Genomic DNA, 26739 nt, shown 5'->3' on the forward strand with positions numbered 1-26739 from the left:
TTGTACAATTATTATACATTAATTATACAAATGTGAGAACTAATATGAAATGAATTGTCTCTTTTGAAAACTAAACACATTTATAAAGGGGTCTGATGTTCTTTGCGGAAGGAATATTTCCGGTTATAGAGAATATGAAGAGAAAAAGTGGATTAAACAGGAAGATTCCTATGGACTCATTATTTTTTTGCATTGCGAAGACTCCCTTTAACCCTGCGCCTGCATTTCGTTTAATCGTTACTGGCATGTTTTTTTGCATGCCTGGGGATGGATTCATTGCTGTGCCGTTTCCAGCCATGCTTTTTAAACCAATCGAAAAAAAGACTTTCTGAAATATCCGGGAAAGTCTTTTATTTTTTTCCTGTTCCTTTTTCAAGACTCTGAAAACTCTCCATTCTCGTTACCCAGTACCCGCTGTAATATAGTGTGAGAAAAATGACAAAATCATATAAAGTAGACCAGCCTTTGGGATTGTAGAAATCAATGGCGTCAAATAAATTCATCCCTCCGAATGCTGCAATAGCAGAAAATATGATTCCCTTTACCAATGTATTCATTTCAGGTTTAATTTGAAGAGCTAACATTATCCATGTTGGAGCCAATGAAAAGTGATACGGCAAAAATAAAAAAGGTGCCAGGGGGATAATAATCATAGGGTAGGACCATAATCCCAAAGATAATGCTGCCAGATCTATTGTCAGGGATAAAATGATGACTGCTAATCCAGCCAGGAGAAGACGCCCGGTGCTGTCTTTCTTTCTAAACTTAAACCATATCAGCCAGGGAATGATAAACAAAGCAAGTCCGGCCCACCATTGCCACGTATTAATAAAATCATTCTTGACTATATCCGCGAATACAGAGCTTATATCCGTAAATTGTTCGTATGCCTGTTCAGACTTGGCCAGTCCTTTATCAAACGTCATGCCCAATCACCCATTCTTTCTAGTTTAGCTTCCAGGGCTTTCATTCGTCGTTAGAAGCAATTTTTAATATGCACATAATTCCGTCTGTTAATACAAATATATAAACCTGATTCTCCCTTGCCCGATATTGAAGCAGGAGGAAGGACTAGGATTAATCACATCTTCAGATGATGAAGTGAAAGTTGTGCAAAGTAGCATCCCTGAAAATTCAGGGATGCTCTTTGTCTATTCGATAATAAAATAATCAAAAACATTAAATATTTATTGAAAAACGATAAATAATAGATTAAAATCAAATTGAAAATAAGAAATGAGGTGCTTTTTATGGAAAAGGTAACAACGCTGTTTTTAAAAATAGCCGTTATTCTATTAGGAGTCCCAATTTTAGTTTTGTGCATTTTTTTGGTGCCTGAACTGGGGAATGTCGCAGGTGAATTGCTGCCGAAGTTTGCTTTTTTTAAATATTGGGTTTACATCGTATTTTATGGATCGACGATCCCCTTTTACTTTGCGCTGTACCAGGCTTTCAAACTTTTACGCTATATTGACAAAAATAAAGCGTTCTCTGATTTATCTGTCATCGCATTAAAGAAAATCAAATATTGTGCCATCACCATCGCCTGTCTGCATGTGCTGGTCCTGCCGCTATTCTATGTTTTTGCAGAGTTAGACGATGCCCCTGGTGTTATCTTCGTCGGGTTGGTCGTTCCTTTTGCTTCAATGGTTATCGCCGTTTTTGCGGCTGTTCTCCAGAAGCTGCTGAAAGAAGCAATTGATATCAAATCAGAAAATGATTTAACGGTCTGAGGTGAGAACATGACAATTATAATCAATGTTGATGTGATGCTGGCAAAAAGAAAAATGAGTGTAACGGAACTCTCAGAAAGGGTAGGAATCACCATGGCCAATCTCTCTATCTTAAAAAATGGAAAAGCAAAAGCGATCCGGTTTTCAACTTTGGAGGCCATCTGCAAAGCATTGGACTGCCAGCCTGGCGATATCCTGGAATACCGCAGTGATGAATAAATGGGACAGGGGGATAGGTTCATCGTCCCAATTGGGACAATGAACCTGTCCCTTTGTCCCAGAGAAAGGAGTATTTCAAATGCATTTGACTATTCGTAAATTGGAATCTCAGCCGGTGAGAGCCCTAAAGCAGCTCTTTCGTTTCGGCTGGGAGCAGGCTTTGTCCTGCTTGTTTCCTGTTGTCATTTTTGCTTCTTTAGCTTTAACCAAATTCCTGCCGTTGCCCATTCTGCCGCGGTATGACTGGCTTTTGATCATATGTCTTCTGATGCAGTGGGTAATGGTGAAATCGGGGCTTGAAACAAAGGATGAATTGAAGGTTATCACTTTGTTCCACATTATTGGGCTTGCACTTGAACTTTTTAAGGTGCATATGGGCTCATGGGCTTATCCGGAGGAGGGCTATTCCAAGGTGTTTGGAGTTCCTTTGTACAGCGGCTTCATGTATGCCAGTGTAGCAAGTTATCTGTGCCAGGCATGGAGGAGGCTGAAGGTTGACCTGGTCAAGTGGCCGCCTTTCCTGGCAGTAGTGCCTCTTGCCGCTGCGATTTATCTGAATTTTTTCACTCACCATTATTGGATCGATATCCGCTGGTGGCTCTCCGGAATGGTTCTGGTCATTTTTTGGAGATCCTGGGTCAGTTACGAGGTAGGCGGAATCCAGTACCGTATGCCGCTTGCACTATCTTTTGTTCTTATCGGATTCTTCATATGGATAGCGGAAAATATCGCAACATTCTTTGGGGCCTGGGAGTATCCCAATCAGGCCGATGCATGGAGTCTCGTTCATCTGGGGAAGGTGAGTTCATGGCTTCTGTTAGTGATTGTGAGCTTTCTTATAGTGGCGACCCTTAAGCAGGTTAAAGGGAAGACTTGCGCTTAAGAAGCTTTCGGTCAATAATAATTGAATTTATTGGGCTGGCATCAATCCGCACGTTATAGAAAATCAAACAAGAACAAATATAGGGCAGCTATAGGAACAGAAAGAATCAATGCCCGCAGTTTATGTGCATGGTGTAAACGGATCATAGGAAACATAATGGCCACAAATTGAAAAGACCACCAGATATTCCATCCGTTATGGTAGGTTATGAGACTAAGACGGGATGCCAGCCATTCAGCCGCCCAAAACAAAACCATCCATCTTGCATAATAAAAGATTTTACTTTTAAGATTGCTGGGATAATTAGATAAAAACACAAAGCCAAGTAAAGGATTAATAACGATGTTATGCAAGAGATGGACGCCCATCAAATTCAAAAGCCCTTTTTCAAGCTCCCATAGGTGAAAATGGCTGTGGGAAATAAATTCATAAATGAAAGATGCCACGGAAATATACAGCAGGGTAGGATAATATCTTTCCCAGTTTTTCCAGTCGCCTCTTATATAAGAAAGAATGCTAACCAATAATACAAGGATGTAGTGCATAGGTTCACCTCATTTTACTGTTACTTAGTATGGACGATTTCCATCATCAAATACCATTATCTGTAAAAAATAGGTCATTCATCCTTGTAATATTGTGTAATTATCCATATGCAATCGAGCTATTCAGCAGAATTTCCTCTTTTCACTAAATACAGTGCAGTAATCCAGGAAGTAACAGGAATGACCATTGTTACCCCAATTCCTGCACAGAAAATTGTAATCATCTCGCCGCTGAAAATCTTTGAATTAATAATTTCTCCTGGTGAATAGGATAGGTCTTTAAACCAGATCAGGAGTGCTAAATATCCCCCGAAGAAGGCAAAAAATAACGTATTGGTGCTTGTTCCCAGGATATCCTTGCCGATGCTGATGCCAGCCTGGAACAATTCCTTTCGGCTAATGTCCGGGTGATGATAATGGATTTCCCTCATTGGGGAAGAAATGGCCATAGCAGCATCCGTGATGGCTCCAATTGTACTCATGATGATGACAGACGCAGCCACTTTAACGAAATCAACCCCAATATAAAGCGAAAATATGCTCAACTCTTCTATTTCCTCTTCACCAAATCCCTGGATCATGGCCTTTTCTGCAATAATGACAATGAACACAATGAGAACGACCGTAGTAATGATCGAAGCCAGAAATGCGGTTATCGTCTTAATGTTCACTTCATTTATAAAAAATAGATTGATGCAGCCAATGAAGGCACAGGCAATTAATGTAACGATAATGGGATTGATGTTTGGATCGTTCATAAAGAAAAGGACGAAAATAATTACTCCGAAGTTGAGGAAGATCGCAAAAAATGATCTGGCCCCTTTTTTTCCGCCTATAAGGATCATCAGAATAAATAATATGGCAGCCAGCACTAGAATTGCATTCATTTTCGTGCCCTCTTTCTATTAATGAAATATATGGCAGTATACAAGCCAATCGGAATGGTGATCACGATTCCGATTCCTCCGGCAAGTGCCCGGGCTAATTCAAGTGAAAGGTTCATGGATAGGCTGAATCCGAGCGGTGAGTCATTTTTTATATACAAAATAAGCATCGGAATGGAGCCGCTGATATAGGCGAAAAACAAGATATTCGTCATGGTGCCCATAATATCTTTGCCCACTTCCATTCCAGAGCGTTTAAGATCCTGCACTGGAATGCTGTTATTTTTTTCATATAAGCTGAACAGGGAAGATGACATGGTAATGGCGACATCCATAACCGCTCCTAACGAGCCGATAAATAACCCGGCTAAGAACACCATCTGATAGGGCCTGGTTATAAACTGGAGCTCTTCGTATCTCAGCCCCTTCCCGCCAGTCAGCCATATGACCAGATAAGTGATCAATAATGACAAGAATGTTGCCGCAAGCGTTGCGATAATGGCTGCATACGTTTTTTCGTTAAACCCGTTTACGAGCAGAAGGGAGGTAACGGTAAATAGGATGACTGCCGCACTGCATATCAGCAGCAGACTTATTTCCGGATTTTTCAAATATACATCTAATGCATAGGAAAGCAGCACGGCATTAACTGCCAGGCTGATGATGGAAAAGAGGCCTTGCTTTTTACCGACAAAGAGCAGTATCAGGATAAAGATCCATCCTGTTAGCAGTATGTAATGATCCCGCTTCAGATCAAGGATATCTCCGCTTAATTCTGCAGTACCCCCTTTTTTCTCCTTTATGGACACAAATAATTTTTGGCCGCTTTGAATTTTATAGTCATATGCTTTGGCTTTCGAATACTGATTTGTTAAGTGAATATGCTGTCCTTTTGCTTTTCCATTCGTAATCTCAGCTATAATCCGCTGTTCATATATGCGATCTTTATTATCATAAACATCCGTTACTTCTTCAGAGTGAACAAGCTGGACTTCCTTTACTTCAGCTATTGTCCGTTCATAGAAAGAATCATTGTTCTGGACAAACAGTACGGAGGCAGCTATGCCTATTGCCAATATGATATAAAAATAGAACTTTTTAATAGGGATGTTATTCAAAATAAACCTCCAGGAGTATAAAAATACAAGACCTTTGCAACGGAATAAGGATATCAGTAACTTTTTCGGATAGTCAAGTTTATCCCTGTTCTGGATGGGAGACTTGTTGATCAAAAAAAATGATAAAATTTGTCAGAATACTGGACGGAAATATATTGACCAATGTGGTCATCTTTGCTACTCTTGAATTGACCATATTGGTCATTATTGCGAAAGGAGTGCAATATAATTAATACTACTTTTTACAGTTTGAAACCCGAAAAACAGGAACGGATTATCAATGCGGCCATGAAGGAATTTGTAAAGAGCGGCTTTGAAAAGGCATCTACAAATGAAATGGTAAAGGATGCACAAATAAGTAAAGGCTCATTGTTTAACTATTTCACCAATAAAAAGGATTTGTACTTCTTTTTGATTAAGAATGCCGTAAACATCATTGAACAAATCTATGTTGAAATAGACATGAATGAAAGGGACATTTTTGAAAGGATCAGTCAGGTAGGGTTCATTAAGCTAAACATTCAAAAAAAGTATCCCCTTGTATTTGATTTCTTGAAATCGCTGCTTGAAGAAGATGCGCAGGATGTGAAATCTGAAATAAATCAACTGCTGGCAACCATTCAAAAAGATGGCTTCAAAAGAATTTACGAAAACATCGACTGGTCAAAGCTTCGGAAGGATATTGAACCTGAAAAGGCGATGAATATCCTGAATTGGACCATGACTGGTTTTGCGGAACTGCAAATCGCCAAAATCAAGTCATTTGAGGATATCGGTACCGAGGTGTTTAACGAATGGGACAGCTATAAAGAAATTTTAAAGAGCTGTTTTTATCGCAGTCTAACGGGCAGTAAGACCCCACTTCAAGACTCAGAGGAATCAAAGGATGATAAGTGGGGGTCAAACTGCCCGTAAAGGCCCGAAAGAAGGACAAAGACTAAGGACGCCACGTCCTGTGGCAACGTCTTTGTGACCCACTTCCTGTGGGCCTCAACTAACAATCAGTGGGGGATAAAGAAAACCCCCACTGATTGAAGTTTCACTTTATAAAAACGGGGAGGAATGAGCATGAGCCTTTTAAAAGTAACCAATCTAACAAAAAAATTCGGCAAGTTTACGGCATTGGATGGGGTAAATCTTGAGTTAAACGCAGGTGAAGTACTGGGCTTCATCGGACCCAATGGCGCGGGCAAGTCAACCACGATCCGAGTGTTATTGGGAATCTTAAAGGCAACAGATGGAGAAGTAAAAATTTTTAGCAAGGACGCCTGGCAGGATGCTGTCGACATTCATAAAAGGGTTGCCTATGTGCCTGGTGACGTGAATCTATGGCCAAACTTAACCGGGGGAGAGGTCATTGATTTATTTATAAAATTAAATGGTGCTGCGAATAAGGCAAAACGTGAGGAGTTAATCGATAAGTTTGATTTGGATCCATCCAAGAAGTGCCGAACCTATTCCAAAGGCAACAGGCAAAAGGTTGCTCTGGTTGCGGCCTTTTCCTCTGATGCTGACCTGTTCATTCTGGATGAGCCGACATCAGGACTTGATCCATTGATGGAAAAGGTTTTTCAGGAATGTGTAATGGATGTTAAAAAACAAGGAAAGAGCGTTCTCCTGTCCAGTCACATCTTATCGGAGGTAGAAAAGCTGTGCGACCGGGTAAGCATAATTCGTCAAGGCAAGATTATTGAGTCGGGAACTTTAAGTGAGCTTCGCCATTTAACCCGGACTCAAATGCTCGTTGACACGAAGCTGCCTATTACAGGATTAAATGAACTGAAAGGCATCCATGACATTCAGGAAAGTAAACATGGGATGACGTTTCAGGTGGATACGACGCAAATGGATGATGTGATTAAGCATATTTCTTCATTTGGCATCATCAGGCTGGAAAGTGCCCCGCCAACATTAGAGGATTTATTTATGCGCCATTATGAAGGGGAAAAGGATACAGGAGGTGTCCGCTGATGGCAGGCAATCACTTGGCAAAAACCGCTTTCCTTTCAAAATTTATTTTCCGGCTGGACCGTTTGCGGATCCCATTATGGGTGCTGTCACTGACCTTTTTTACGATAATCGTTCCAAGTTCCTTCAAGGGATTATACAGTTCTCAGCAGGAAAGAGACGCTATGGCACAAACGATGGCCAACCCGGCGATGACTGCCATGACTGGTCCCGCGGATTTAAGCAACTATACAATCGGTGTCATGACAGCCCATCAAATGCTTTTAATGACAGCTGCTGTAACCGGTTTAATGAGCATCCTGCTGGTAACGCGGCATACAAGGGCTGATGAAGAGGATGGACGCCTGGAATTGCTTCGTTCGCTGCCTGTAGGGCGATTATCCTATTTAAATGCATCATTGTTTACAGTGTCAGCAGCTTGCATCGGCTTGGCACTGATTAATGGATTCGGCCTTTACGCCCTTGGAATTGAAAGCATGGATCTCGAAGGATCATTGCTTTATGGTGCGGCATTAGGGGCATCAGGTTTATTTTTCGCTGGTGTAACAGCTGTATTTGCTCAGGCTTCAGATAGTTCACGGGGGACAATTGGGTATTCGATAGCCGTTCTTCTTATTTCCTATCTTTTTAGAGCCATCACAGACATCAGCAATGAATCATTGTCCTGGCTTTCGCCGCTAGCATGGGTAACCAAAGCAGAAGTCTATGATTCTAATAATTGGTGGCCTATTGTATTGATGATTGCTGCAGCCATGGTTCTATTTGCTGCTGCGAATTATTTGAACGCTATTCGGGATCTGGATCGCGGATTTCTGCCCTCCAGGCCGGGAAAACAATATGCATCCCGCTTTTTGCAGAGTCCAATCGGCCTTGCGTTAAGATTACAGCGGACCGGAATCATTTCATGGGCAATCGGCATGTTTGTTCTCGGGGCTTCCTACGGTTCAGTATTAGGGGATCTGGAATCATTTTTCTCCGATAATGAAGCCATGAAGCAGCTCCTTAAGCCAACAGAAGGGGTAACATTGGTGGAACAATTCATTCCCATGCTGATGATTGTCATTTCACTGATGGCAACAATCCCTCCGGTGATGGCCATGAATAAACTTCGGGGAGAAGAGAAGAAGGAACGAATTGTTTATCTTTTAAGCAGAGCGGTTTCTCGGAGCAAACTGTTAGGCAGCTATTTTGTTATTTCTGTCATTAATGGATTTCTCATGCTCTCGCTGGCAGCACTTGGGCTATGGTCTGCCGGAGATGCAGTGGTTGAAGGCGGTTTATCCTTTGGAATGATTTTTGGGGCAGCACTGTCCTATTATCCAGCCATGCTGGTCATGATCAGCATGGCCGTCTTTCTGATTGGATTCCTGCCAAAATTCACAGGTTTCATTTGGCTTTATGTATTATATTCTTTTATTGTGCTGTATTTAGGGGGGTTATTCCAATTCTCTGACTGGATCGGCAGCCTTTCTCCTTTTGGCCATGTTCCGCAGGCACCGATTGAGGAATTTTCGATTATCCCGCTGCTGTTATTGTGTTTGGCTGCCGGGGTGCTGGCTGCTGCAGGATTTATCGGATTCCATAGACGGGATATTGAATAATAATAGAACGTACCTTTAATAGAAATAATCTGGAATGATCAGCACGATCTCTAGTATCGTGCTGATTTCTTTCATTTTTCGATTGAATAAGTTATTTTCTGATTTTATTTCAAGACAGTACATCCAGCCCCATCTCTGTAATAAGGGTACCGCTCCTTCCCTGTGGGATCATAACATATCCCAAATGTTCCAATTCCTTAAGTCGTAACCTTACCTGCTGTTCCGTAAGAGGGAAGAGTGTATTCCGGGTAAGAGCTGACAATTTTTTTCGGCTTGCTGGTATTCCTTTCTCATTTAACTCGGCAATAAATGCAAGCAGGATCTTGTGTTCAGCTTTTAAGTTTGATAGAGTCTTTGGCATTGATGGCACTTTTGCCGGAACAAGGTCTGCCGGCAAATCAGAAGCTTTCAGAACATTATTATCTGAAACGGCAAGCATGTACTGTACCACATTCTTCAATTCTCTTATATTACCCTTCCATTCCATCCCGGACAAAAGTTCTAAAGTTTCCTCAGTTATGTCAGCAGCAGGTTTGTGGCTCTGTCTTATGAAGGATTTTATTAAAATTGGTATATCTGTTTGTCTCTGTCTTAAAGAAGGAAGGGACAGGGACAGAACTTTTAAACGATGATATAGATCTTCGCGAAATCTTCCTTCTTCGATCATACTCTTTAAATTCCGGTTCGTCGCCGCAATGATTCTGACATTTATAGGAACAATCTTGTTTCCTCCTATTCTGCGGATCTCCCATTCTTCAAGAACGCGTAAGAGCCTGGCCTGCAGTTTCATACTGATATCTCCAATCTCATCCAAAAATAAAGTCCCTTGGTCAGCCTGCTCAAACAGTCCCTTTTTTCCGCCTTTTCGTGCCCCGGTAAATGCCCCATCCTCATATCCGAATAATTCACTTTCAAGCAATTCTTCTGGAAGAGCGTTGCAATTAATCCCTAAAAAAGGTGCATTTCTCCTGCTGGATTCCGAATGGATGGCACCGGCGAACAGTTCTTTTCCCGTGCCGCTTTCCCCCTGAATCAAGATAGGAAGGTCGGATAATGAAAGTTTCCCGGCAATCCGAATGGTTTCCTGAAGAGCAGGGCTCTCACCTAAAATGCTCTGGAAAGTATATTTGGATACAAAACCCTTTTTTTGAAGCTCCAGTTTAACCCTTCTTTCCATTTCGATGGTTTCATCCATATTTTTGAATGTGGCAACAATCGTGTCATCATTCTTCATTGGAAAGCGGTGCACCAGCAAGTTTGTTTGTCTTACCGTAAAAGCTTCCTGATTGCCGGATTCATCATTTAATAAAAATTCCAGCAGTTCACTGTTTCTGAAAACCTGGCCGAGTTTCTTCTTAACCGCATATTCAGGTGATATTCCTATCATTCTCTCAAGCTCTTTGTTGAAGACTGAAATCGAACCGGATCTGTCAAATGCCAAAATCCCATCATTTACTCCATCCACAACCCTTTTTAAATATTGATTGAGTTTATCGGCTTCCTGTTTCAACGATGAGAGTTTCTTGCTCAGTTCTATTATTTTTCCGGTGTACCTATCGGTGATATTTATTCTGAGGGCTTCCGGCAGTTCAAAATAATCTATTATAGCCATAATCGTGTGGATATCAATAAGCCGTACACCGAGATTAAGTTTCTTCGGGATAGAAGAAGGAATTAGATCCATTTCTCCAGGAGTAACGGCAATCTCAATTGAATCTGGAATTTCTCCGCCTGGTGAATAAGGAATATATCGGAGATGGCTGATTCCGAGTCTGTTCAGGGTTTCAATAGAGTCTATGGTGCTCTGGGGAAAGTCATTTACAAAAAGGACATTTGTGTCATTTGGTATTTCAAATAGGTAATCGATATATTGATAATTTACGGTTCTGTGTGCTGTGATCACTTCACAGGAAGGAGCAATAACATGCTTTACTTCATCATGAATCAGGTAGGAAGAATACACGATTAAGGCATTCTCTATTAATGGGGGGAGATATTCCTCCGAAGCAAAGCTTTTTATTCGGATATACTGTCCGAGCATTCCTTTTAGCTGTTCTGTGAGAGCTTTGCATGTCTCTCTTGTTCCGGCAAGCAGCACTAATTCATTTTTCATGGTAAACTCCTTTAATGGTTGATTAATGGTTAATATTATACCAATTAAATCACCCATTAATAAACCAGTTTCTATTCTTTTATCCATTTATTCAGAATTTTCAACTTGGCACACAAATTGCATTAGGTATTTACATCTAGAAATGAAGGGGGAAATAGAATGAAAGAAAAGAACAGAGTCTGGAAAGTGCCGCACACGTTTGTCATCGTTTTCTTTGTGGTCCTTCTGGCAGCCATTGTTACATATTTGGTTCCCGTTGGTCAATTTCAGACGGAAGAAGTAACTTATACGCAAAATGGGGAAGAGTCAACAAAGACCGTATTGATTCCCGACAGCTTCGAAATAGTGAAAGATGAAGAAGGAAATCCTGTCCGCCAGGGTACAAGCCTTTTTGAATCCGGGGGAGAAGCCGGGTTTTTAAATTATGTTTTTGAAGGACTCGTATCAGGAGATAAATGGGGATCCGCTGTGGGCGTAGTAGCATTCATATTGATCATTGGCGGAGCATTTGGAATTATAATGAAAACCCGTGCAATTGAAGAAGGCATTTTAAGCGTGATTGATAAGACAAAAGGCAGAGAAATCTTAATCATTCCGATTATGTTTTTCCTGTTTTCGCTTGGCGGAGCCGTTTTTGGCATGGGAGAGGAGGCCATTGCGTTTGCGATGATCCTTGTTCCTCTTATGGTTGCACTTGGCTATGATGCGATTACAGGAGTGATGATCACCTATGTGGCAACACAAATTGGCTTTGCCACCTCCTGGATGAACCCTTTCAGTGTGACCATTGCACAGGGTGTTTCGGGAGTTCCTGTTATGTCTGGCGCACCGTTTCGCATAGGCATGTGGGCTGTTTTTACATTAATAGGCATTATCTATACATGGAGATATGCAGCTGGAATAAAAAAGGATCCATTAAAATCAGTAAGCTATGAATCAGACAGCTATTTCAGGAAAGAAATGAAAACGGGGGAGCTGAAGGTCCGATTTACTCTTGGACATGGTCTTGTTCTATTAACCATAGCAGCCGGAATTGCCTGGATTGTATGGGGTGTTGTGGAACATGCATACTATATCCCGGAGATTGCCTCGCAATTTTTTACGATCGGATTGGCAGCGGGCCTCATTGCCGTCTTCTTTAAGCTTAATAATATGAAGGTAGATGATATTGCTGAAGGATTCATTGAAGGGGCAAAAGATCTTCTGCCGGCAGCATTGGTTGTAGGAATGGCAAAAGGAATTGTCATCATATTAGGCGGTGACAGCCCGGATGCGCCGTCTGTACTGAATACAATGCTCTTTGGAGCAGGCCAGCTTATAGGAGATTTCCCTTCAGCCCTGTCGGCATGGTTTATGTATCTTTTCCAATCCGTCTTTAATTTCTTTGTTGTTTCCGGTTCAGGCCAGGCAGCTCTTACGATGCCGCTGATGGCTCCGCTGGCTGATATAGCCGGTGTATCCAGGCAGGTTGCGGTGCTTGCTTTCCAGCTTGGCGATGGCTTGACAAATATTTTTGTTCCTACCTCTGCAGCTCTTCTGGGGGCTCTTGGAGCTGCGAGGCTCGACTGGGGAACATGGGCAAAATTCATCATCAGATTTTTGCTGCTCCTCATGGGGGTTTCTTCATTATTCGTCATTGGCGCAGTCTTAATCGGTTTTTAACCTGACATCATAAGTTAGACAGAAAGGGGTTTATCCTTGTTAACTCTTATAAAAAACGCAGAAATTTATTCTCCGCATTATCTTGGGAAAAAGGATTTATTACTCGTTCATAATAAAATAGGCTACATCCGCGATTCCATTGAACTGCCTGAGCTTTCATTTGCGGATATTGAAGTCATTGATGCCGAAGGGAAAATGGCCGTTCCGGGTTTTATTGATTCGCACGTACATATCATCGGCGGCGGCGGTGAGGGGAGCTATAAAACCCGGACACCGGAAATCCAGCTGACAGATGCTACACTGTCTGGCATCACTACGCTGGTGGGTGTCATTGGTACAGACGGAACAACACGGAACATGGCTAGTCTTATTGCAAAAGCCCGGGCACTTGAGGAAGAAGGAATTACCTGTTATGTCCAGACGGGTTCTTATCAGGTCCCGGTAAAAACGCTGACTGGAAAAATTGAAGATGATCTCATTCTGATTGACAAGATTATCGGTGTCGGAGAGATTGCGATCGCAGACCACCGTTCTTCCCAGCCGACGGTTGAAGAGATGGCCAAAATTGCTTCAGCTGCACGTGTTGGCGGCATGCTTTCAGGTAAAGCGGGAATCGTAAATGTCCATGTGGGTGATAGTTATGATCATTTAAAGCTCCTGGAAGACATTGCGGAGAACACGGATATACCAATCAAACAATTCTACCCGACACATATAAACCGTAATCCGCATTTGTTTGAAGCTGGCATACGTTATGCCAAAAAAGGAGGCTATGTAGACTTCACGACAAGCTCGATTCCAAAGTTTTTCGAAGAGGGGGAAGTTAAGTGCAGCAAGGCTCTCAGAATCATGCTGGACGAAGGGGTTCCTGCTGGCCAAATTACGTTTACGTCTGACGGCCAGGCCAGCCTGCCTGATTTCAATGAGCAGGGAGAACTAATTGGTCTGCAAATCGGCAAAGTTTCCACACTTTTTTCCGAAGTGCGGGATGCCATCCTTCAAGAAGGGGTCTCTATCGAACATGCAATTTCTGTAATAACTAAAAATCCAGCTTCTATCCTCAAGCTTCACCAAAAAGGCAGGATCGAGGAAGGGAAAGATGCAGACGTTGTGCTTTTAAATAAAGAAACACTGGCAATTGAAACCGTTTTTTCCATGGGAAGAAAAATGGTTGAAGACGGTAAGGCTGTTGTGAAGGGTACCTTTGAATAATGGCCTGAAAATGATTAAAGTATATTAAATGGCATGATTGTTTTTCGCAACATCAAAAGCAGATATTGATCTAACATTTTGCAATAGAATAATTAAAACCCACCGGCACATACTAAAACTACGATTTGTTAAGTTTTGGAGGAGTGTCCGGTGGGTTTTTTTAAATCTAAATTAAAAAGGTTTAATAGGGACAATAAACAAAAGAGGAATGGAAATAGTGAGCATGAATTAAGAATTGATGAACTCCTTCATCGCTGTAAAGAATCTGCGGATTTTGTTTCCTACAGATATTCAGAATCCAGCCCATTTTATATCCATTATTACCAGACTATTGTAGACATTAACATCCTGCATCAATATGTCTTGCCTTATATCAAAGAAAATGAGAGTAAAACTCTGTTTGATCTTCAGCAGGCTATTCCCATCGATAATACTGAAATTATAGATAATGTTCATGAAATAAGGGATAAGCTGCTGACAGGCTGTGTTGTCATAGAAGTAAAAGGTTCGCTGCAGGAGGCTCTGGTCATTTCTGCTGTTTCGCTTGAGAAGAGGCCCGTCAGTATGCCGGAAGTCGAGTACAGTGTTGTGGGGCCAAAGGAAGCTTTCGTCGAATCGATTGATGCTAACATCAATCTGGTCAGGAAGAGGCTGCCTATTCCAGATCTTATCGTGGAAGAAGTAAAGATAGGCAGTCTGACGAAAACAAGGGTGGCTGTTATTTATATTGAAGGAATTACGGACAAAGAAAACGTGAATACCATTCTGCAGCGGCTGAATGAGATTCAATTTGATCAAATCGTGGACAGCTCTTTTATAAATCAGATCATTTCCGATAACCACAATTCTCCCTTCCCTCATTTAATTGACACGGAAAGGCCTGATAGGGTAGCGAGTGTGCTCTCGGAAGGGAAAATAACGATCATTGTAGATGGCTCACCTCATGCCCTGACAGGCCCTACAACTCTCGTAGAGTTTTTTTCAGCTTTTGAGGATTACTTTTTATCATGGCATATTGCCTCTATTTTTCGGCTTGTCCGCTTGTTTGCCGTATTCTTTTCCGTTTTGTCGACTTCTCTTTATGTCGCCGTGCTCACATATCATTACGAAATGATTCCGGAAAACCTGCTTAACCCGTTAATTGCTTCAAGGAGCGGGATTCCGTTCCCCCCTATACTGGAAGCGATTATTCTGGAATTGACCATTGAATTATTGCGGGAGGCTGGAGCAAGGCTGCCGACCAAAATCGGTCAGACGATTGGTATCGTAGGCGGTATTGTTATCGGGACTGCAGCAGTACAGGCCGGGCTGACCAGTAATGTGCTGCTGATCATCGTGGCGCTTGCGGCCCTGGCATCTTTTACAACACCTGTCTATCAAATGGGCAATACGATCCGCTTAATCCGTTTTCCTTTTTTAATCACTGCCCAGTTATGGGGGCTTCTTGGAGTTACGTTTTGTTTCTCATACATCTTGAGCCATTTGCTTAAAATGACTTCTCTGGGACGCCCATATCTGGCACCTGTCTATCCATTGCGGCTGGATGATTTAAGGGATTCCCTCTTCCGACTTCCGTTTTTCATGCAAACGAAGCGGCCTTTGCAGGTCAGATCTCCTGTACGAACTCGTTTTCAGCCCAAAAAGCACGAGAAATCGAAAAGAGACATAGAAGATTAATTGGAGTAAATATGTTCCGATAAAGGAGGCTAGCTGATGTTTCCATTGCCTAAAGAGGATAAAAAGGTATCTCCCTATTTTGTATTTTATTTAATACATGCGATGCAAATAGGCGTAGGGATTCTGGGTTTCGAAAGAATAATTGTCCAGACGGCCGGCTATAGCGCCTGGATTGCAATCTTAACTTCCGGCGCCTCCATTATCGGATTGATCTGGGTTTCCTATCGAATTCTGAATAAGGGGAACAATGATATCGTTGCCATCCATGCTGAAATTATGGGGAAATGGATTGGCGGTTTTTTCAGCTTTCTATTCTTGTTATACTTTTTTGCTTTTGCATTGGTTGTTCTTAGATCATATGTGGAAGTACTCCAGGTTTGGGTATTTCCCGAAGTCTCAGAATGGATATTCGTACTCATTATTATTTTTTTAGCTTATTCCTATGTCACAGGAGGTTTTCGGGTTGTAACAGGGGTAAGCTATTTAGGGATTTTATACGGCTTGCCGCTATTGTTGGTGAAATTTTACCCTTTACAGTATGCAGATTATGGAAATTTGCTTCCAATCCTGAATGCTTCTCCCGCAGAATTGTTTAAAGCTTCAAAAGAAATGACTCTTAATTTTCTCGGGTTCGAGACGCTTTTTATGTTTTATCCATTTATAAAAGACGGGCCTAAGTCGGAAAAGTGGGCATATTTTGGGGTGCTGTTCAGTATATTTATATATTTGCTCACTGCTTTTGTTACGTTTGTCTACTTCAACCAGGAACAGTTGAAAGGCACCATTTGGGCTACACTCACACTATGGAAAATCGTGGACTTAATCATAGTGGAAAGGTTTGAATACATCGGAATTTCCGTATGGTTCTTTGCCATTCTGCCGAATATTTGCATCGGCCTCTGGTGTGCCAGCCGGGGGATGAACCGTCTGTTTCCCGTCTCTCAAAGAAGTGCATTAAGGATCTTTTGCCTATTGCTGTTTTTCATCAGCGTTCTATTAACAAATAGACAGCAAATTGATTTGCTGCAGAAAGCTGTCTCCCAAATTGGGTTATATACCATCTATTTTTACTTACCATGCTTACTGGTCCTGCAATATATCATCATGAAGGTGAAAAAAGCATGAATGTTAAAAACTATCTATGCTGTTCCTTGATTCCAATCCTCCTGGCAGGCTGTACTCCAAGTCCTAAGGTTCTGGAGGATATTCAATTAGTGCAGACCATTGGCTATGATTATGTCAATGGTGAGGAATTTGAAGGAACAGCAGGCTCCTCCAATATACCACCAGGTGAACAGTCACTGCCGGTAAACGAGGTCTTTACCGCAACAGGGAAGACAAGTAAGCGGATCAGGCAAAAGATTCAGGCGGAATCCGCAAGGCCTATAGTTGTCGGAAGGGTGGGACTGGTCATTTTCAACCAGGAACTCGCTGAGAACGGCATTGAAATTCAAATAGACAGCCTGCAGAGAAACCCCAGCATTGGCAGGAAATTGCTGCTGGTTGTATCAAAGGAGAAGGCGAAAGACATCATTGATTCTAATTACTCGCAGAGTGATTCTGTATCACAGTATTTAATTGATGTGGTTGAACAGAACCTTGAGCAGACTATTCCTAAGGTAAATTTACACCGCTTTCTTGTCCACTATTACAGCAAAGATGCCGACCCTTTTTTACCTTTAATAGAGAAACAGGGGAAGCACTTGAAAGTAAGCGGCCTGGGAATTTTTAAAGACAATAAGCTTGTTGATACAATCAGCTTTGGTGACGCCTATATCTTTAAGATACTTTATGAAAAATTCCGGCGGGGACAATTTGAAGTGGAGCTTAGCGGCGGAGAAGATGTAAGTCTTGAAAACCTGTCATCAAAACCTAAAATAATGGTGGACAAGAGAAATGGGAAATATACAGCCGCCTTTAAGGTAAAAGTTAGCGGCAGAGCGATGGAAGGAGTTGATTTAGATCTTACAGACAAGAAAACGATTGAGAGAATTGAAAAAGCAGTGGAAAGAGAAATAACTGAGAGAGCAGAGAAAATGGTCAAGAGGTTTCAGGAATTGAACACAGATCCCCTCCGCATCGGTGAAAAGGCCAGGCAGCGCTCCGATTTTAATCGGAAGGAATGGAAAGAGCAGTATAGTCAAATGGAAATTAAGATTGAAGCAGATGTGAATGCTGTTCAATCAGGGATAATAGAGTAATCCTGTAAATGATATGTAACTTGGCATCCGTTAAGGGTGTCATTTTTTATTATAAAATTTTCAGAATTATTATTGTTTTCCGAAGAGTGATGTGGTAGTTTAATAAAAACGAAGTTAATACTTCAAAAATCTATTTAATACAGCTCAAACTTCATATGTGTAAGGTGATCCTAAATGATATTAAAAGAAACAATAGAAAAAGAGTTTTCTAACCTGTCCAAAGGCCAGCAAAAGGCTGCGAAGTATTTGCTCGACCATCCTAAGGATTTTGCCGTAAAGTCAGCGGGTGAGATTGGCAAGAAGATTGGGATCAGTGAAACGACAGTTATTCGATTTTGTTATTCCATTCAGCTTTCCGGCTATTCGGAGCTTCAGAAGACGGTAAGAGAACAGCTATTGAAGGCAAATAGCACACTTGGTCAATATTTTACCAGCAAGGTGGAACTGGCCAAAAAGCCGGAGTTCCTTGCGAGTGTTATGGAAAAGGATTGTCTCCATATCAGGGAAACGATTCAGAATATAAGTCAGGACGATTTTGATGTTTTAGTAGAGCGTTTGATCAAAACGAGAAAAATATATGTGACAGGTTTGCGGTCTTCCTTTGCGGCAGCAAGCTGGCTTTCTTTTACTCTTGGTGTTGTAAGGGGCAATGCGAAGCTGATCCGGCCGGATACGGATGATCTGCTCTTGACGGTCACCGAAATGGATAAAGATGCAACATTTATTGCCATTTCATTCGACCGCTACATGAAAGATACGATTAAAATGGCGGAACTGGCGAAGAAGCAGGGAGCTTTTGTAATTGGCATAACCGATTCAGCGATCGCGCCAATTAAGGAGCATGCCGATTTGCTTTTTCAAATTCATTCTTCCGAAAAATCGACGATTGATGCGGCACCCGCCCTATTTTCCTTTCTGAATGCGGTGATTGCGGGGGTGTCCATACAAGATCAGGAACGATTTCAAACAAGAAAAGAACAATATGAAAAGCTGGAAAGTGAACATTTTTTTATTCAGCCGGGAGGGAAGTAGGATTGAAGGACATGATTGAAGAGCTAAAACCCGCATTAGAGATGGTATTTACTCATTTGCACGAAAATCCGGAAGTGAGCTGGAGGGAATATAAGACAACCGAGTTCCTGCAGAAATTCCTGGAATGCCGGGGGTTTCAGGTTCAGCTGTTTGGGGATTGCACCGGCCTGGTTGTTGAAGTGGGGGAAGGGAGTCCGTGTGTCGCGCTGAGAGCGGATATGGACGCACTTTGGCAGGAAGTGGACGGCAAATTTCAGGCGAATCATTCCTGCGGCCATGATGCCCATATGACAATCGGGGTCGGGGCGATGCTGCTGCTTCAAAAGGCGGGATTTCCCAAGAAAGGCAAGCTGAAATTCATCTTCCAGCCGGCTGAAGAAAAGGGCACCGGAGCTCTGAAAATGATTGAGCATGGCGTGCTGGATAATGTGAATTACCTGTATGGTGTACATCTTAGACCCATCCAGGAAATAAGAGACGGGGAAGCATCTGCAGCCATTTATCATGGTGCTGCAAGATTTCTGACCGGGGAAATTATCGGGGAAGACGCCCATGGCGCCCGCCCGCATCTTGGCCAGAATGCCATTGAGATTGGCGCTTCTTTTATTCATGAAATCAAAAATATTCATTTGGACCCTATGGTTCCGCATACGGCTAAGATGACCAGGTTCCATGCAGGCAGTGACTCAGGCAATATCATACCAGGAAAAGCATCCTTCAGTTTAGACCTGAGAGCTCAAACAAATGAAGTGATAAACGCATTGTCTGAAAAAATTGAAACGATCACGGAGTATTTATCCAAGCTCTACGGAGTCAAAATTACACTGGAGACGAAAGCGAATGTGGCAGCAGCTGAAGTAGATGATGAAGCCCAGCATTTTCTTGAGAAGGCCATAATTGATGTACTGGGAGCCGGCCAATTACGGGAGCCAATTGTGACTTCGGGCGGGGAAGACTTCCATTTTTATACCCTCAAAAAGCCGAATATTAAAGCCACGATGCTAGGATTGGGCTGTGATTTGCAGCCTGGGCTTCATCATCCGGACATGACGTTTAATCGGGAAGCCATTTACTCAGGAGTAGAAATACTGGCCAGGGCGGTAATGGCCACTTTGGTAAAGGAGGAGTGAAGATGGCAGCTGTGACAATCGATTTGCGGATATTAAAGACAGCGTCCGATATGAATCTTATTCAAAAACTGGAGGAGACAATCTGGAGCATGGCACCCCTGCCGGTTCATCAAACCATTACAGCTGCCCAGAACGGCGGGCTTCTCCTCGGGGCATTTATAGAAGAAGAACTGGTGGGGTTCAGCTATGGATTTCCCGGTTTCAGCAAGGGAAAAGGGTATCTGTGCTCTCATATGCTCGGCATTCACCCCGACCACCAGGATAAGGGGCTTGGCGCATTATTAAAACAGAAGCAAAAGGAACTGGCCGCTGAGATGGGATATGATCTGATCACCTGGACGTTTGATCCGCTTGAAAGCCGGAATGCATACTTGAACCTGTCCAAGCTGAATGCGGTTTGTTCCACTTATGTGGAGAATTGCTATGGAGATATGGATGATACTCTGAATCATGGACTGCCGACAGACCGTTTAAAAGCAGAATGGTGGATTGCCAGTTCACATGTGGAGGAGCCATTGCGTATAGAAACAGCTTCTGCAGAGAACCCGTTTGACTGGGGAGTATCAGAGGACAACTTTCCAGTTTTATTAAATACGGAATGGGATGGTTCTGGAGTCCCTGTGCTTGTGCCGATTCCGGCAAACTTCCAGGCTGTAAAAAATCAAAATTTCGAGCTTGCAATGGACTGGCGCTTCAAAACTAGAGAAATTTTTCAGGCGTTATTTTCAAGAGGGTACGCAATGGCGGGTTTTCAAAAAAGTACAGTTGGACCGGTACACTACTATGTATTAGTTCAAAGAAACGAACTTAAACTCAACTAACAGGAAAAGGCGGGAATGAATATGAAAGTGACAGAAGTCGTGTTGAGGCATATGAAAATGAGAATGAAAGCGCCATTTACCACAAGCTTTGGCACGTTTCAGGATAAAGAATTTCTCTTGCTGGAAGCTAAGGATGAGAACGGTGTGAGCGGCTGGGGGGAATCAGTTGCCTTTCATTCACCATGGTATAACGAAGAAACACTGAAAACGAACTGGCATATGCTTGAAGATTTCATCATTCCGAATCTATTACACAAAGAAATGGAACACCCTGATGAAGTATCGGAAACCCTCTCCTACATACGGAAAAACAATATGGCGAAATCGGCTTTTGAAGGGGCCGTTTGGGACATATATGCCAAGCAGAAGGGAATTTCGCTTGCGAAGGCGCTTGGCGGAACAGCGAACGAGATTGAAGTTGGAATCAGCATCGGGATTCAGGATCGTGTTGAGGACTTGCTGAACCTTATTGGTGAATATGTAGAGGATGGCTACAAACGAATTAAAGTAAAAATCAAGCCGGGCTGGGATGTTGAAGTCATGAGAGAAGTGAGAAAGCATTTCCCGGATATAGCGCTTATGGCGGATGCAAACTCAGCCTACACACTTGATGATATTGAACTGTTAAAACAGCTGGATGAATTTGATTTAATGATGATCGAGCAGCCGCTGGCCTCCGATGATATTATTGACCATGCTGTCCTTCAGAGAGAACTTAAAACACCGGTCTGCCTTGATGAAAGCATCCATTCCTATGAGGATGCGCGCAAGGCGATTGAGCTTGGAAGCTGCAAAATTATTAATATCAAAATCGGCCGCGTCGGGGGCTTGACAGAATCCAAAAAAATTCATGACCTCTGCCAGGAACGCGGCATCCCCGTGTGGTGCGGCGGCATGCTGGAATCGGGCATCGGCAGGGCACACAATATTGCCTTAACCACTCTATCAAACTTTATTATGCCAGGGGACACAGCAGCATCATCCCGCTATTGGGAAAAGGATCTGATTGCCCCTGAAGTAACAGTTGCAGATGGAATGATCAAAGTTCCAGAAAAATCCGGACTCGGTTATGAACCGAATTATGAAACTATCAGGGAGTTTACTGTTTTTGAAAAGAGATTTGCGTTGGAGGAGATGAGTAAACAAGCGTGAGTGGCCCTCAACGGTTAGAATAGTGCCACTCAAGTCACATAATCAAGCATGAATGGCACTCAGAGAGAGGATTCTCTCTTTCTCTTTTAAGTAAAGTTGTCGAAAAATTCAAATATCAATAGGGGGAATCAGTGTGAAAAAGAGTATTCAGATTGCCGGGGCCTTTATTGGGGTCATTGTCGGAGCAGGCTTTGCTTCGGGGCAGGAGATTTTGCAGTTTTTTTCGGGCTTTGGCTGGATGGGGATAGCCGGAGCCGTGCTGGCGACTTTTTTATTTGCGTTTCTTGGCATGAATTTAACGCAGCTGGGGAGCCGTCTGCAGACAGATTCCCATAAAGATGTGATTTACCATATCTGCGGAAAGTATCTTGGGATGGCTGTTGATTTTATCATTACATTCTTCCTTTTCGGGGTGGCCGTCGTCATGCTTGCCGGATCGGGATCGATCTTCGAAGAGCAGTTCGGCATCCCAAGCATGGCAGGGAATATCATTATGGCTGTGTTAACGATACTGACCGTATGTCTGAACATCCAAAAAGTCATTTCAATTATCAGCCTGGTGACTCCATTTCTGCTGCTCATGGTGGTTATCATTAGCGTCTATGCCCTAAGCACGATGGGGCTGGATATCTCGGAAGTTCAGAAATTGGCGGACAGTCAAACGCCAGCTGCATCCAACTGGTTTATGGGCGGATTATTATATGTTTCTTATAATATCGCTGCTGGTGCTGCCATGCTTGCTGTCATGGGGGGCACAACAAAGGATGAAAAGCAGGCAGGGATGGGCGGCATACTGGGCGGTGTTGGACTGGGTGTCCTGATTTTACTTATAAATATAGCCATGCTGGTCAAAATGGATGTTGTTGAAGGATCCCCGATGCCGATCCTTGCTCTAGCCAATGAAATCTCACCGGTATTTGGACTGTTCATGTTCACAGTCCTGCTGGGCATGATCTACAACACCGCTGTTGGTATGCTGTATGCATTCACCGCAAGGATCGTGAAAAGAGAGAATCCTAAATTTAATGTTTTTGTTGTATTATTTGGAGCTGCAGCTTTTGGAGCAAGTTTCATCGGTTTTATCACTTTGGTCGGAACGGTTTATCCTTTAATGGGGTATTTAGGATTTACTTTGATTGCGGCTATTGTGTTTGCATGGTTTAAGGGGAAGAGGAAGGCTGTTGGGAGGATTGGAAGCGGGATTGGCATTGAATCGTAAAAATGGTAAAATAGCTGGTCCCCGTTAAGGAAGGATCAGCTTTTTTTACGGTCTTTGCGGAGAACATTGATGGACCACGCGCTGGCAAAGAATATCGAAGAGAAAGTTCTAAATGGTATAAAAATCATAAAATAGTAAGATAACTGACCCAGCAAGGTAAACCATCCTTTTGATTTCCCTATTACTGAACTTCCACCACAAATGTATAAGAAATTTCACCGTTTTTCCATTCAGCTAAGACTTCATAAATATACGTACCTTTATGTGCAGGCACAGTTATTTGGTCATCCTCCAGCTTGATTTCTTTTTCTTTTCCTGTTTCATTCCATAAAAACACATTAATAATTGGGTCATCTTCTATCTTAACTTTAACTTTCTGTCCTGGCTTTACAGAAATAGGTTTAAGATCTTCTGCCATCTGATTCGGTGATGCGTGATCTGTAGTCACTGTTTCTGTTTCAAGGCCATTTTTTCTGACCCACTGATAGCTTCCTTTTTCCATTGGATATTTTGAGCCGTTCACTTCAACAGCTGCCGTCTTCTCTGGAGGAAATTCAGCTTGATCCACCGATTTATCTGTACATCCAAGCAGCAGGCTGGCAGTAAGAATTCCTATCATTCTTACTAACTTTATACCCCGCATCTTGCCATCCCCCTTTTAAGATATTAAAAACAGTTTAACTGAAAAAGGAAATCTTAAATATAGGTGGAATTAAAATAGTAAAGGCCAAAGGAAAGGAATTTAAGAAATGAAGAAAATCTCATTAATACATTCTCCAGTTTTACCTGCCGTTGACTATGCTTACGCCTCCCATGTTCCTGCAGGAATGGAACTATATTTTATGGCAGGGGCGTGTCCGCTTGATCAAGAGGGAAGAGTGCCTGTGGGAATAAGGTATGAAGAACAGGCCAAGCTTTGCGTGGATAACCTGAAAGCAGCCTTACAGGAATGTGGCGCTGAATTAAAGGATGTGGCTTATTCAAGAGTCCTTGTTGCATCCTCTGACCATTCAGATTTGGTGGCTGTATGGCAGGCAGTCAGAGAAGAATTCGGTTCACATGATGTTCCAAGTACACTGTCCGGTGTCACTGTTTTAGGTTATAGCGGCCAGTTAGTTGAGATAGAAGCGGTTGCTGCTTTACCCCAAAACACAAAATAGCCGTCTGAATAAAAAACTGGACCCGACTGCAAGCAGTCGGATCCAGTATTCGTTTAGTTCTTCTTTAGAACCAGCACTTGTTCTTCTATTACATACACGCAATCCGCCACCCGTTCCACAAATACTTTATCATGCGAAACCAGCAGGATGGTTCCCTCATATGCTTTAATAAATGTCTCCAGAGCTTCAATACAGAAAATATCCAGGAAATTCGTCGGCTCATCTAAAATCAGTACATTATATCTGCCAAGGAACAGCTGACACAGCACTAGGCGGATGGCTTCCCCGCCGCTTAAGCTGCGGACGTTCTTTTTCAGATCATTCCCTGTAAAACTCATGGAATGGAGGACAGAACGAATTTTACTATCTTCATAAACGCTTTTTTCTTTCATATATTCCAGCACGGTTTTGCTTTTATCGAACTGATAATCCATCTGTTGATAGGCGCCTATTACCGCTTTAGGAGAGATGGTTATGCCCTCGCCGCGATTCAGGATGTGGTTGAGCAGAGTTGTTTTTCCAGATCCATTTTTTCCTGTAATTGCAATGGTATGGCCAAGGGGGAATTGAAAGCTTGCTTCTTTCAGGAGTGTTCTTTCTCCGCCTTTTAACGTTAACCGATCGCCCATGATGGGAAATTTATTGTGCATTTCCAGTGCCGGATGCTGATGAAAGCGTATCGTCATTTCTTCCTTTGGCGCATCCACATTCTCCAGCATCTGTACCCGCTGTTCAATTGCTTTGGCAGCGCGCTGGACAGCTTTTTGGCTTGTATCCTTGGATTTTGTCATAAACATTTTATTGGCTTTCGCCTTTGTTTCCTTTTTGGAGATATGCCCATTAGCCTGTGTAATCTTCTCCGCCTTTTTCATTTTTTCCTCAGCCGCTTTTAATAGGCGCGACTTCTCTTTCACAAATTTTTCATGCTGCTCGAGCTGCTGTTTTCGCTGCAGTTCTTTTTGTTCCGTGTAATCAGAGTAGTTCCCGGTATATTCTGTCACAGAACCCTCTTCAATTTCCCAAATTTTTGTGACCAGCTTGTCAAGCACATACCGGTCATGGCTGACCAGCACAAGGGCACCATAATAATAGGTCAGCTCTTCAATAAAGAATTGTATGCCTTCCTTATCGAGGTGGGTGGTTGGCTCATCAATTAATAAGCCTTCATAATAGCTGGAAAACATTTGTGCCAATTTCCTCCTGGTTCTTTCCCCGCCGCTTAAATTTTCTATTGCGGTTTGAGGAATCGATAGCTGACCAGCCAGTTTATAGTCTATTTCGCCCGATTCTGGCGCTGACAGCTGATCGAAATAGGCAAAATCAGCAAAACCTTTAACCATTCCTTTTTCAGGCTTTAACTGTCCAGCCATCAGCTTCAGCAGGGTGCTTTTACCAGCACCGTTCTTACCGACAATGCCAATCCGGTCAAACTGGTGCACGGCCAGCCGGGGAATGTTTAATACTAATCTATCTAAATAGGACACTTGTATATTTTCTAATTCAAAAAGTACATTTTCCATGCTTATAGCCTCGTTTCTTTTTGGTTTAATCCGATTAAAATATCTGCATCGATGGTGATTTGGCTGCTCCTGGTGATAAATGCATCCAAAGCTTTCTCATTTGAATCCCAGGCAAGCGGAGACATCTGCACTAAATGTGTCCGTTCGCTTTTATCCAACTCTCTTGCATCCGTCACAGTGATGATGTCAGTGAGTGTAAAATGCTTTTTAAAAAGAGAAATGGTTTCATCATTCTTATAAAGATTATTCTCTTCGATTCCATGAATGGCATCCCGCAGCTCTTTTAAATGGTCAGCTCGCGGAACCACCTTAATGATGAGCCCATCTGGAGCCAAGATCCTTTTAAACTCCTTGTAATTAGAAGGAGAAAAGATATTTAAAATCAAGTTCATAGAGTGATCTGCCAGAGGAGATTTTGCCAGATCCCCGACAAGCCAAATTGAATGTTTATAATTTTTTGCAGCCTGAGCAATACCGTCTTTGGATAAATCCAGGCCAATACCTGTCACTGTTTCGTTTCTGGAATTGTCCAAAATCTTTTCCAGATGTGATCCTTCACCGCATCCTGCATCAAGGATAAAGGCAGGCTTGTCAGAATCGGCGGAATAGGTGTCAATTATGGCTGATATTTTCTCATGGAGCCTTTTAAAAAGTTCACTCTCCATAATGATTTTCTTCCTCGCTTCAAAAAAGGCTTTATTGTAACGGCTTTTCGGTGAATGGCTGAGCGTGTTCACATAGCCATGGTGTGAAATATCAAAGGTATGCCTGTTCGGGCAAATCAGGCTTTTCGATTGAACAACCTGAAGTGATTCCTCACAAAGCGGGCATCTAAGTGCATTTCCGAAATTTTTATATTTTGCATGATTCTCCATTTTTCTTTTCCTTT

At 42.5% G+C, this 26739-nt stretch carries 25 protein-coding genes; 17 read left to right on the forward strand and 8 right to left on the reverse strand.

Annotated features, from left to right (window positions below; genetic code table 11):
* Positions 1–350: 350 nt before the first annotated feature.
* Positions 351–926 carry a CBO0543 family protein gene (locus PBF_RS10590; RefSeq protein WP_035329713.1) on the reverse strand — a complete coding sequence of 192 codons (576 nt, stop codon included), beginning with the start codon at positions 924–926 and terminating at the stop codon, positions 351–353.
* A gap of 324 nt (positions 927–1250) precedes the next feature.
* Here PBF_RS10590 and PBF_RS10595 point away from each other — a divergent pair, with 324 nt between their 5' ends.
* The 3 genes from PBF_RS10595 (at position 1251) to PBF_RS10605 (ending at position 2835) form a co-directional block, all read left to right on the forward strand.
* A complete protein-coding gene (locus PBF_RS10595; RefSeq protein WP_035329714.1) occupies positions 1251–1733 on the forward strand; it encodes a DUF2975 domain-containing protein in 483 nt (160 codons plus the stop codon).
* A 9-nt stretch (positions 1734–1742) separates the two neighbouring features.
* A complete protein-coding gene (locus PBF_RS10600; protein WP_035329715.1) occupies positions 1743–1952 on the forward strand; it encodes a helix-turn-helix domain-containing protein in 210 nt (69 codons plus the stop codon).
* Between the two features lie 115 nt (positions 1953–2067).
* On the forward strand, positions 2068–2835 hold the full coding sequence (locus tag PBF_RS10605) for a DUF817 domain-containing protein (RefSeq protein WP_200870037.1): 768 nt from the start codon (positions 2068–2070) through the stop codon (positions 2833–2835).
* Positions 2836–2888: 53 nt separating this feature from the next.
* Here the strand turns inward: PBF_RS10605 and PBF_RS10610 are convergent, their stop codons facing one another.
* The 3 genes from PBF_RS10610 to PBF_RS10620 form a co-directional block, all read right to left on the reverse strand.
* Positions 2889–3380 (reverse strand): CBO0543 family protein, encoded by a 492-nt coding sequence (locus tag PBF_RS10610; RefSeq protein ID WP_035329717.1) that lies wholly within the window; start codon positions 3378–3380, stop codon positions 2889–2891.
* A 119-nt stretch (positions 3381–3499) separates the two neighbouring features.
* Positions 3500–4267, reverse strand: a complete 768-nt coding sequence (locus tag PBF_RS10615) for a YibE/F family protein (protein WP_035329718.1) — start codon at positions 4265–4267, stop codon at positions 3500–3502.
* Positions 4264–5382, reverse strand: coding sequence for a YibE/F family protein (locus tag PBF_RS10620; protein WP_035329719.1), 1119 nt, complete (start codon positions 5380–5382; stop codon positions 4264–4266). The genes PBF_RS10615 and PBF_RS10620 overlap by 4 nt, the downstream gene beginning before the upstream one ends.
* Positions 5383–5631: 249 nt before the next feature.
* Between PBF_RS10620 and PBF_RS10625 the strand changes: the two genes are divergently transcribed.
* The 3 genes from PBF_RS10625 to PBF_RS10635 all read left to right on the forward strand — a co-directional run bounded on the left by PBF_RS10625 (position 5632) and on the right by PBF_RS10635 (position 8951).
* Positions 5632–6297, forward strand: a complete 666-nt coding sequence (locus PBF_RS10625; RefSeq protein ID WP_051488867.1) for a TetR/AcrR family transcriptional regulator — start codon at positions 5632–5634, stop codon at positions 6295–6297.
* Positions 6298–6450: 153 nt separating this feature from the next.
* Positions 6451–7353, forward strand: coding sequence for an ABC transporter ATP-binding protein (locus PBF_RS10630; RefSeq protein ID WP_035329720.1), 903 nt, complete (start codon positions 6451–6453; stop codon positions 7351–7353).
* The gene (locus PBF_RS10635; protein WP_035329721.1) at positions 7353–8951 is read left to right on the forward strand and encodes an ABC transporter permease; all 1599 of its coding nucleotides are present in this window, start codon (positions 7353–7355) and stop codon (positions 8949–8951) included. The genes PBF_RS10630 and PBF_RS10635 overlap by 1 nt, the downstream gene beginning before the upstream one ends.
* Before the next feature lie 109 nt (positions 8952–9060).
* On the opposite strand, the gene PBF_RS10640 is transcribed toward PBF_RS10635, so the two are convergent.
* Positions 9061–11064 (reverse strand): sigma 54-interacting transcriptional regulator, encoded by a 2004-nt coding sequence (locus PBF_RS10640; protein WP_035329722.1) that lies wholly within the window; start codon positions 11062–11064, stop codon positions 9061–9063.
* A gap of 159 nt (positions 11065–11223) precedes the next feature.
* Between PBF_RS10640 and yfcC the strand changes: the two genes are divergently transcribed.
* From yfcC to PBF_RS10690, 10 genes are all read left to right on the forward strand, one after another.
* A complete protein-coding gene (gene yfcC / locus PBF_RS10645) occupies positions 11224–12726 on the forward strand; it encodes a putative basic amino acid antiporter YfcC (RefSeq protein WP_035329723.1) in 1503 nt (500 codons plus the stop codon).
* A 36-nt stretch (positions 12727–12762) separates the two neighbouring features.
* A complete protein-coding gene (gene iadA / locus PBF_RS10650; protein WP_035329725.1) occupies positions 12763–13938 on the forward strand; it encodes a beta-aspartyl-peptidase in 1176 nt (391 codons plus the stop codon).
* Positions 13939–14088: 150 nt separating this feature from the next.
* Positions 14089–15615 carry a spore germination protein gene (locus PBF_RS10655; RefSeq protein ID WP_035329726.1) on the forward strand — a complete coding sequence of 509 codons (1527 nt, stop codon included), beginning with the start codon at positions 14089–14091 and terminating at the stop codon, positions 15613–15615.
* Between the two features lie 36 nt (positions 15616–15651).
* On the forward strand, positions 15652–16740 hold the full coding sequence (locus PBF_RS10660; protein WP_035329727.1) for a GerAB/ArcD/ProY family transporter: 1089 nt from the start codon (positions 15652–15654) through the stop codon (positions 16738–16740).
* On the forward strand, positions 16737–17816 hold the full coding sequence (locus PBF_RS10665) for a Ger(x)C family spore germination protein (protein WP_035329728.1): 1080 nt from the start codon (positions 16737–16739) through the stop codon (positions 17814–17816). The genes PBF_RS10660 and PBF_RS10665 overlap by 4 nt, the downstream gene beginning before the upstream one ends.
* Positions 17817–17990: 174 nt before the next feature.
* On the forward strand, positions 17991–18848 hold the full coding sequence (locus tag PBF_RS10670) for a MurR/RpiR family transcriptional regulator (RefSeq protein WP_035329729.1): 858 nt from the start codon (positions 17991–17993) through the stop codon (positions 18846–18848).
* Positions 18849–18850: 2 nt separating this feature from the next.
* A complete protein-coding gene (locus PBF_RS10675; protein ID WP_035329730.1) occupies positions 18851–19978 on the forward strand; it encodes a M20 peptidase aminoacylase family protein in 1128 nt (375 codons plus the stop codon).
* Positions 19979–19980: 2 nt separating this feature from the next.
* Entirely contained in the window at positions 19981–20799 is an 819-nt protein-coding gene (locus PBF_RS10680) for a GNAT family N-acetyltransferase (protein WP_035329731.1), read from the forward strand.
* Between the two features lie 21 nt (positions 20800–20820).
* Positions 20821–21951: an o-succinylbenzoate synthase gene (gene menC / locus PBF_RS10685; protein ID WP_035329732.1), complete on the forward strand. Its 1131-nt coding sequence runs from the start codon at positions 20821–20823 to the stop codon at positions 21949–21951.
* Between the two features lie 133 nt (positions 21952–22084).
* Positions 22085–23170: a YkvI family membrane protein gene (locus PBF_RS10690; RefSeq protein WP_035329733.1), complete on the forward strand. Its 1086-nt coding sequence runs from the start codon at positions 22085–22087 to the stop codon at positions 23168–23170.
* 181 nt (positions 23171–23351) lie between these two features.
* Here PBF_RS10690 and PBF_RS10695 read toward each other — a convergent pair whose 3' ends face one another.
* On the reverse strand, positions 23352–23813 hold the full coding sequence (locus tag PBF_RS10695) for a hypothetical protein (protein ID WP_035329736.1): 462 nt from the start codon (positions 23811–23813) through the stop codon (positions 23352–23354).
* A 106-nt stretch (positions 23814–23919) separates the two neighbouring features.
* On the opposite strand from PBF_RS10695, the gene PBF_RS10700 reads away from it, so the two are divergent.
* Entirely contained in the window at positions 23920–24330 is a 411-nt protein-coding gene (locus tag PBF_RS10700) for a RidA family protein (RefSeq protein WP_035329737.1), read from the forward strand.
* A 53-nt stretch (positions 24331–24383) separates the two neighbouring features.
* On the opposite strand, the gene PBF_RS10705 is transcribed toward PBF_RS10700, so the two are convergent.
* A complete protein-coding gene (locus PBF_RS10705; protein ID WP_035329738.1) occupies positions 24384–25850 on the reverse strand; it encodes an Msr family ABC-F type ribosomal protection protein in 1467 nt (488 codons plus the stop codon).
* Between the two features lie 2 nt (positions 25851–25852).
* Positions 25853–26725, reverse strand: coding sequence for a putative RNA methyltransferase (locus tag PBF_RS10710; RefSeq protein WP_035329739.1), 873 nt, complete (start codon positions 26723–26725; stop codon positions 25853–25855).
* Between the last annotated feature and the right edge of the window lie 14 nt (positions 26726–26739).

This window comes from Cytobacillus firmus DS1 (genome assembly GCF_000565285.1).
Classification (GTDB): domain Bacteria; phylum Bacillota; class Bacilli; order Bacillales; family Cytobacillaceae; genus Cytobacillus; species Cytobacillus firmus_A.

Bases quoted from the DNA above. Each gene is read 5' to 3' on its own strand.
- PBF_RS10590 (WP_035329713.1), bottom strand. From the start codon at position 926: ATGACGTTTGATAAAGGACTGGCCAAGTCTGAACAGGCATACGAACAA.
- PBF_RS10595 (WP_035329714.1), top strand. From the start codon at position 1,251: ATGGAAAAGGTAACAACGCTGTTTTTAAAAATAGCCGTTATTCTATTA.
- PBF_RS10600 (WP_035329715.1), top strand. From the start codon at position 1,743: ATGACAATTATAATCAATGTTGATGTGATGCTGGCAAAAAGAAAAATG.
- PBF_RS10610 (WP_035329717.1), bottom strand. From the start codon at position 3,380: ATGCACTACATCCTTGTATTATTGGTTAGCATTCTTTCTTATATAAGA.
- PBF_RS10615 (WP_035329718.1), bottom strand. From the start codon at position 4,267: ATGAATGCAATTCTAGTGCTGGCTGCCATATTATTTATTCTGATGATC.
- PBF_RS10630 (WP_035329720.1), top strand. From the start codon at position 6,451: ATGAGCCTTTTAAAAGTAACCAATCTAACAAAAAAATTCGGCAAGTTT.
- PBF_RS10635 (WP_035329721.1), top strand. From the start codon at position 7,353: ATGGCAGGCAATCACTTGGCAAAAACCGCTTTCCTTTCAAAATTTATT.
- PBF_RS10640 (WP_035329722.1), bottom strand. From the start codon at position 11,064: ATGAAAAATGAATTAGTGCTGCTTGCCGGAACAAGAGAGACATGCAAA.
- yfcC (WP_035329723.1), top strand. From the start codon at position 11,224: ATGAAAGAAAAGAACAGAGTCTGGAAAGTGCCGCACACGTTTGTCATC.
- PBF_RS10660 (WP_035329727.1), top strand. From the start codon at position 15,652: ATGTTTCCATTGCCTAAAGAGGATAAAAAGGTATCTCCCTATTTTGTA.
- PBF_RS10665 (WP_035329728.1), top strand. From the start codon at position 16,737: ATGAATGTTAAAAACTATCTATGCTGTTCCTTGATTCCAATCCTCCTG.
- PBF_RS10670 (WP_035329729.1), top strand. From the start codon at position 17,991: ATGATATTAAAAGAAACAATAGAAAAAGAGTTTTCTAACCTGTCCAAA.
- PBF_RS10680 (WP_035329731.1), top strand. From the start codon at position 19,981: ATGGCAGCTGTGACAATCGATTTGCGGATATTAAAGACAGCGTCCGAT.
- menC (WP_035329732.1), top strand. From the start codon at position 20,821: ATGAAAGTGACAGAAGTCGTGTTGAGGCATATGAAAATGAGAATGAAA.
- PBF_RS10695 (WP_035329736.1), bottom strand. From the start codon at position 23,813: ATGCGGGGTATAAAGTTAGTAAGAATGATAGGAATTCTTACTGCCAGC.
- PBF_RS10700 (WP_035329737.1), top strand. From the start codon at position 23,920: ATGAAGAAAATCTCATTAATACATTCTCCAGTTTTACCTGCCGTTGAC.
- PBF_RS10705 (WP_035329738.1), bottom strand. From the start codon at position 25,850: ATGGAAAATGTACTTTTTGAATTAGAAAATATACAAGTGTCCTATTTA.
- PBF_RS10710 (WP_035329739.1), bottom strand. From the start codon at position 26,725: ATGGAGAATCATGCAAAATATAAAAATTTCGGAAATGCACTTAGATGC.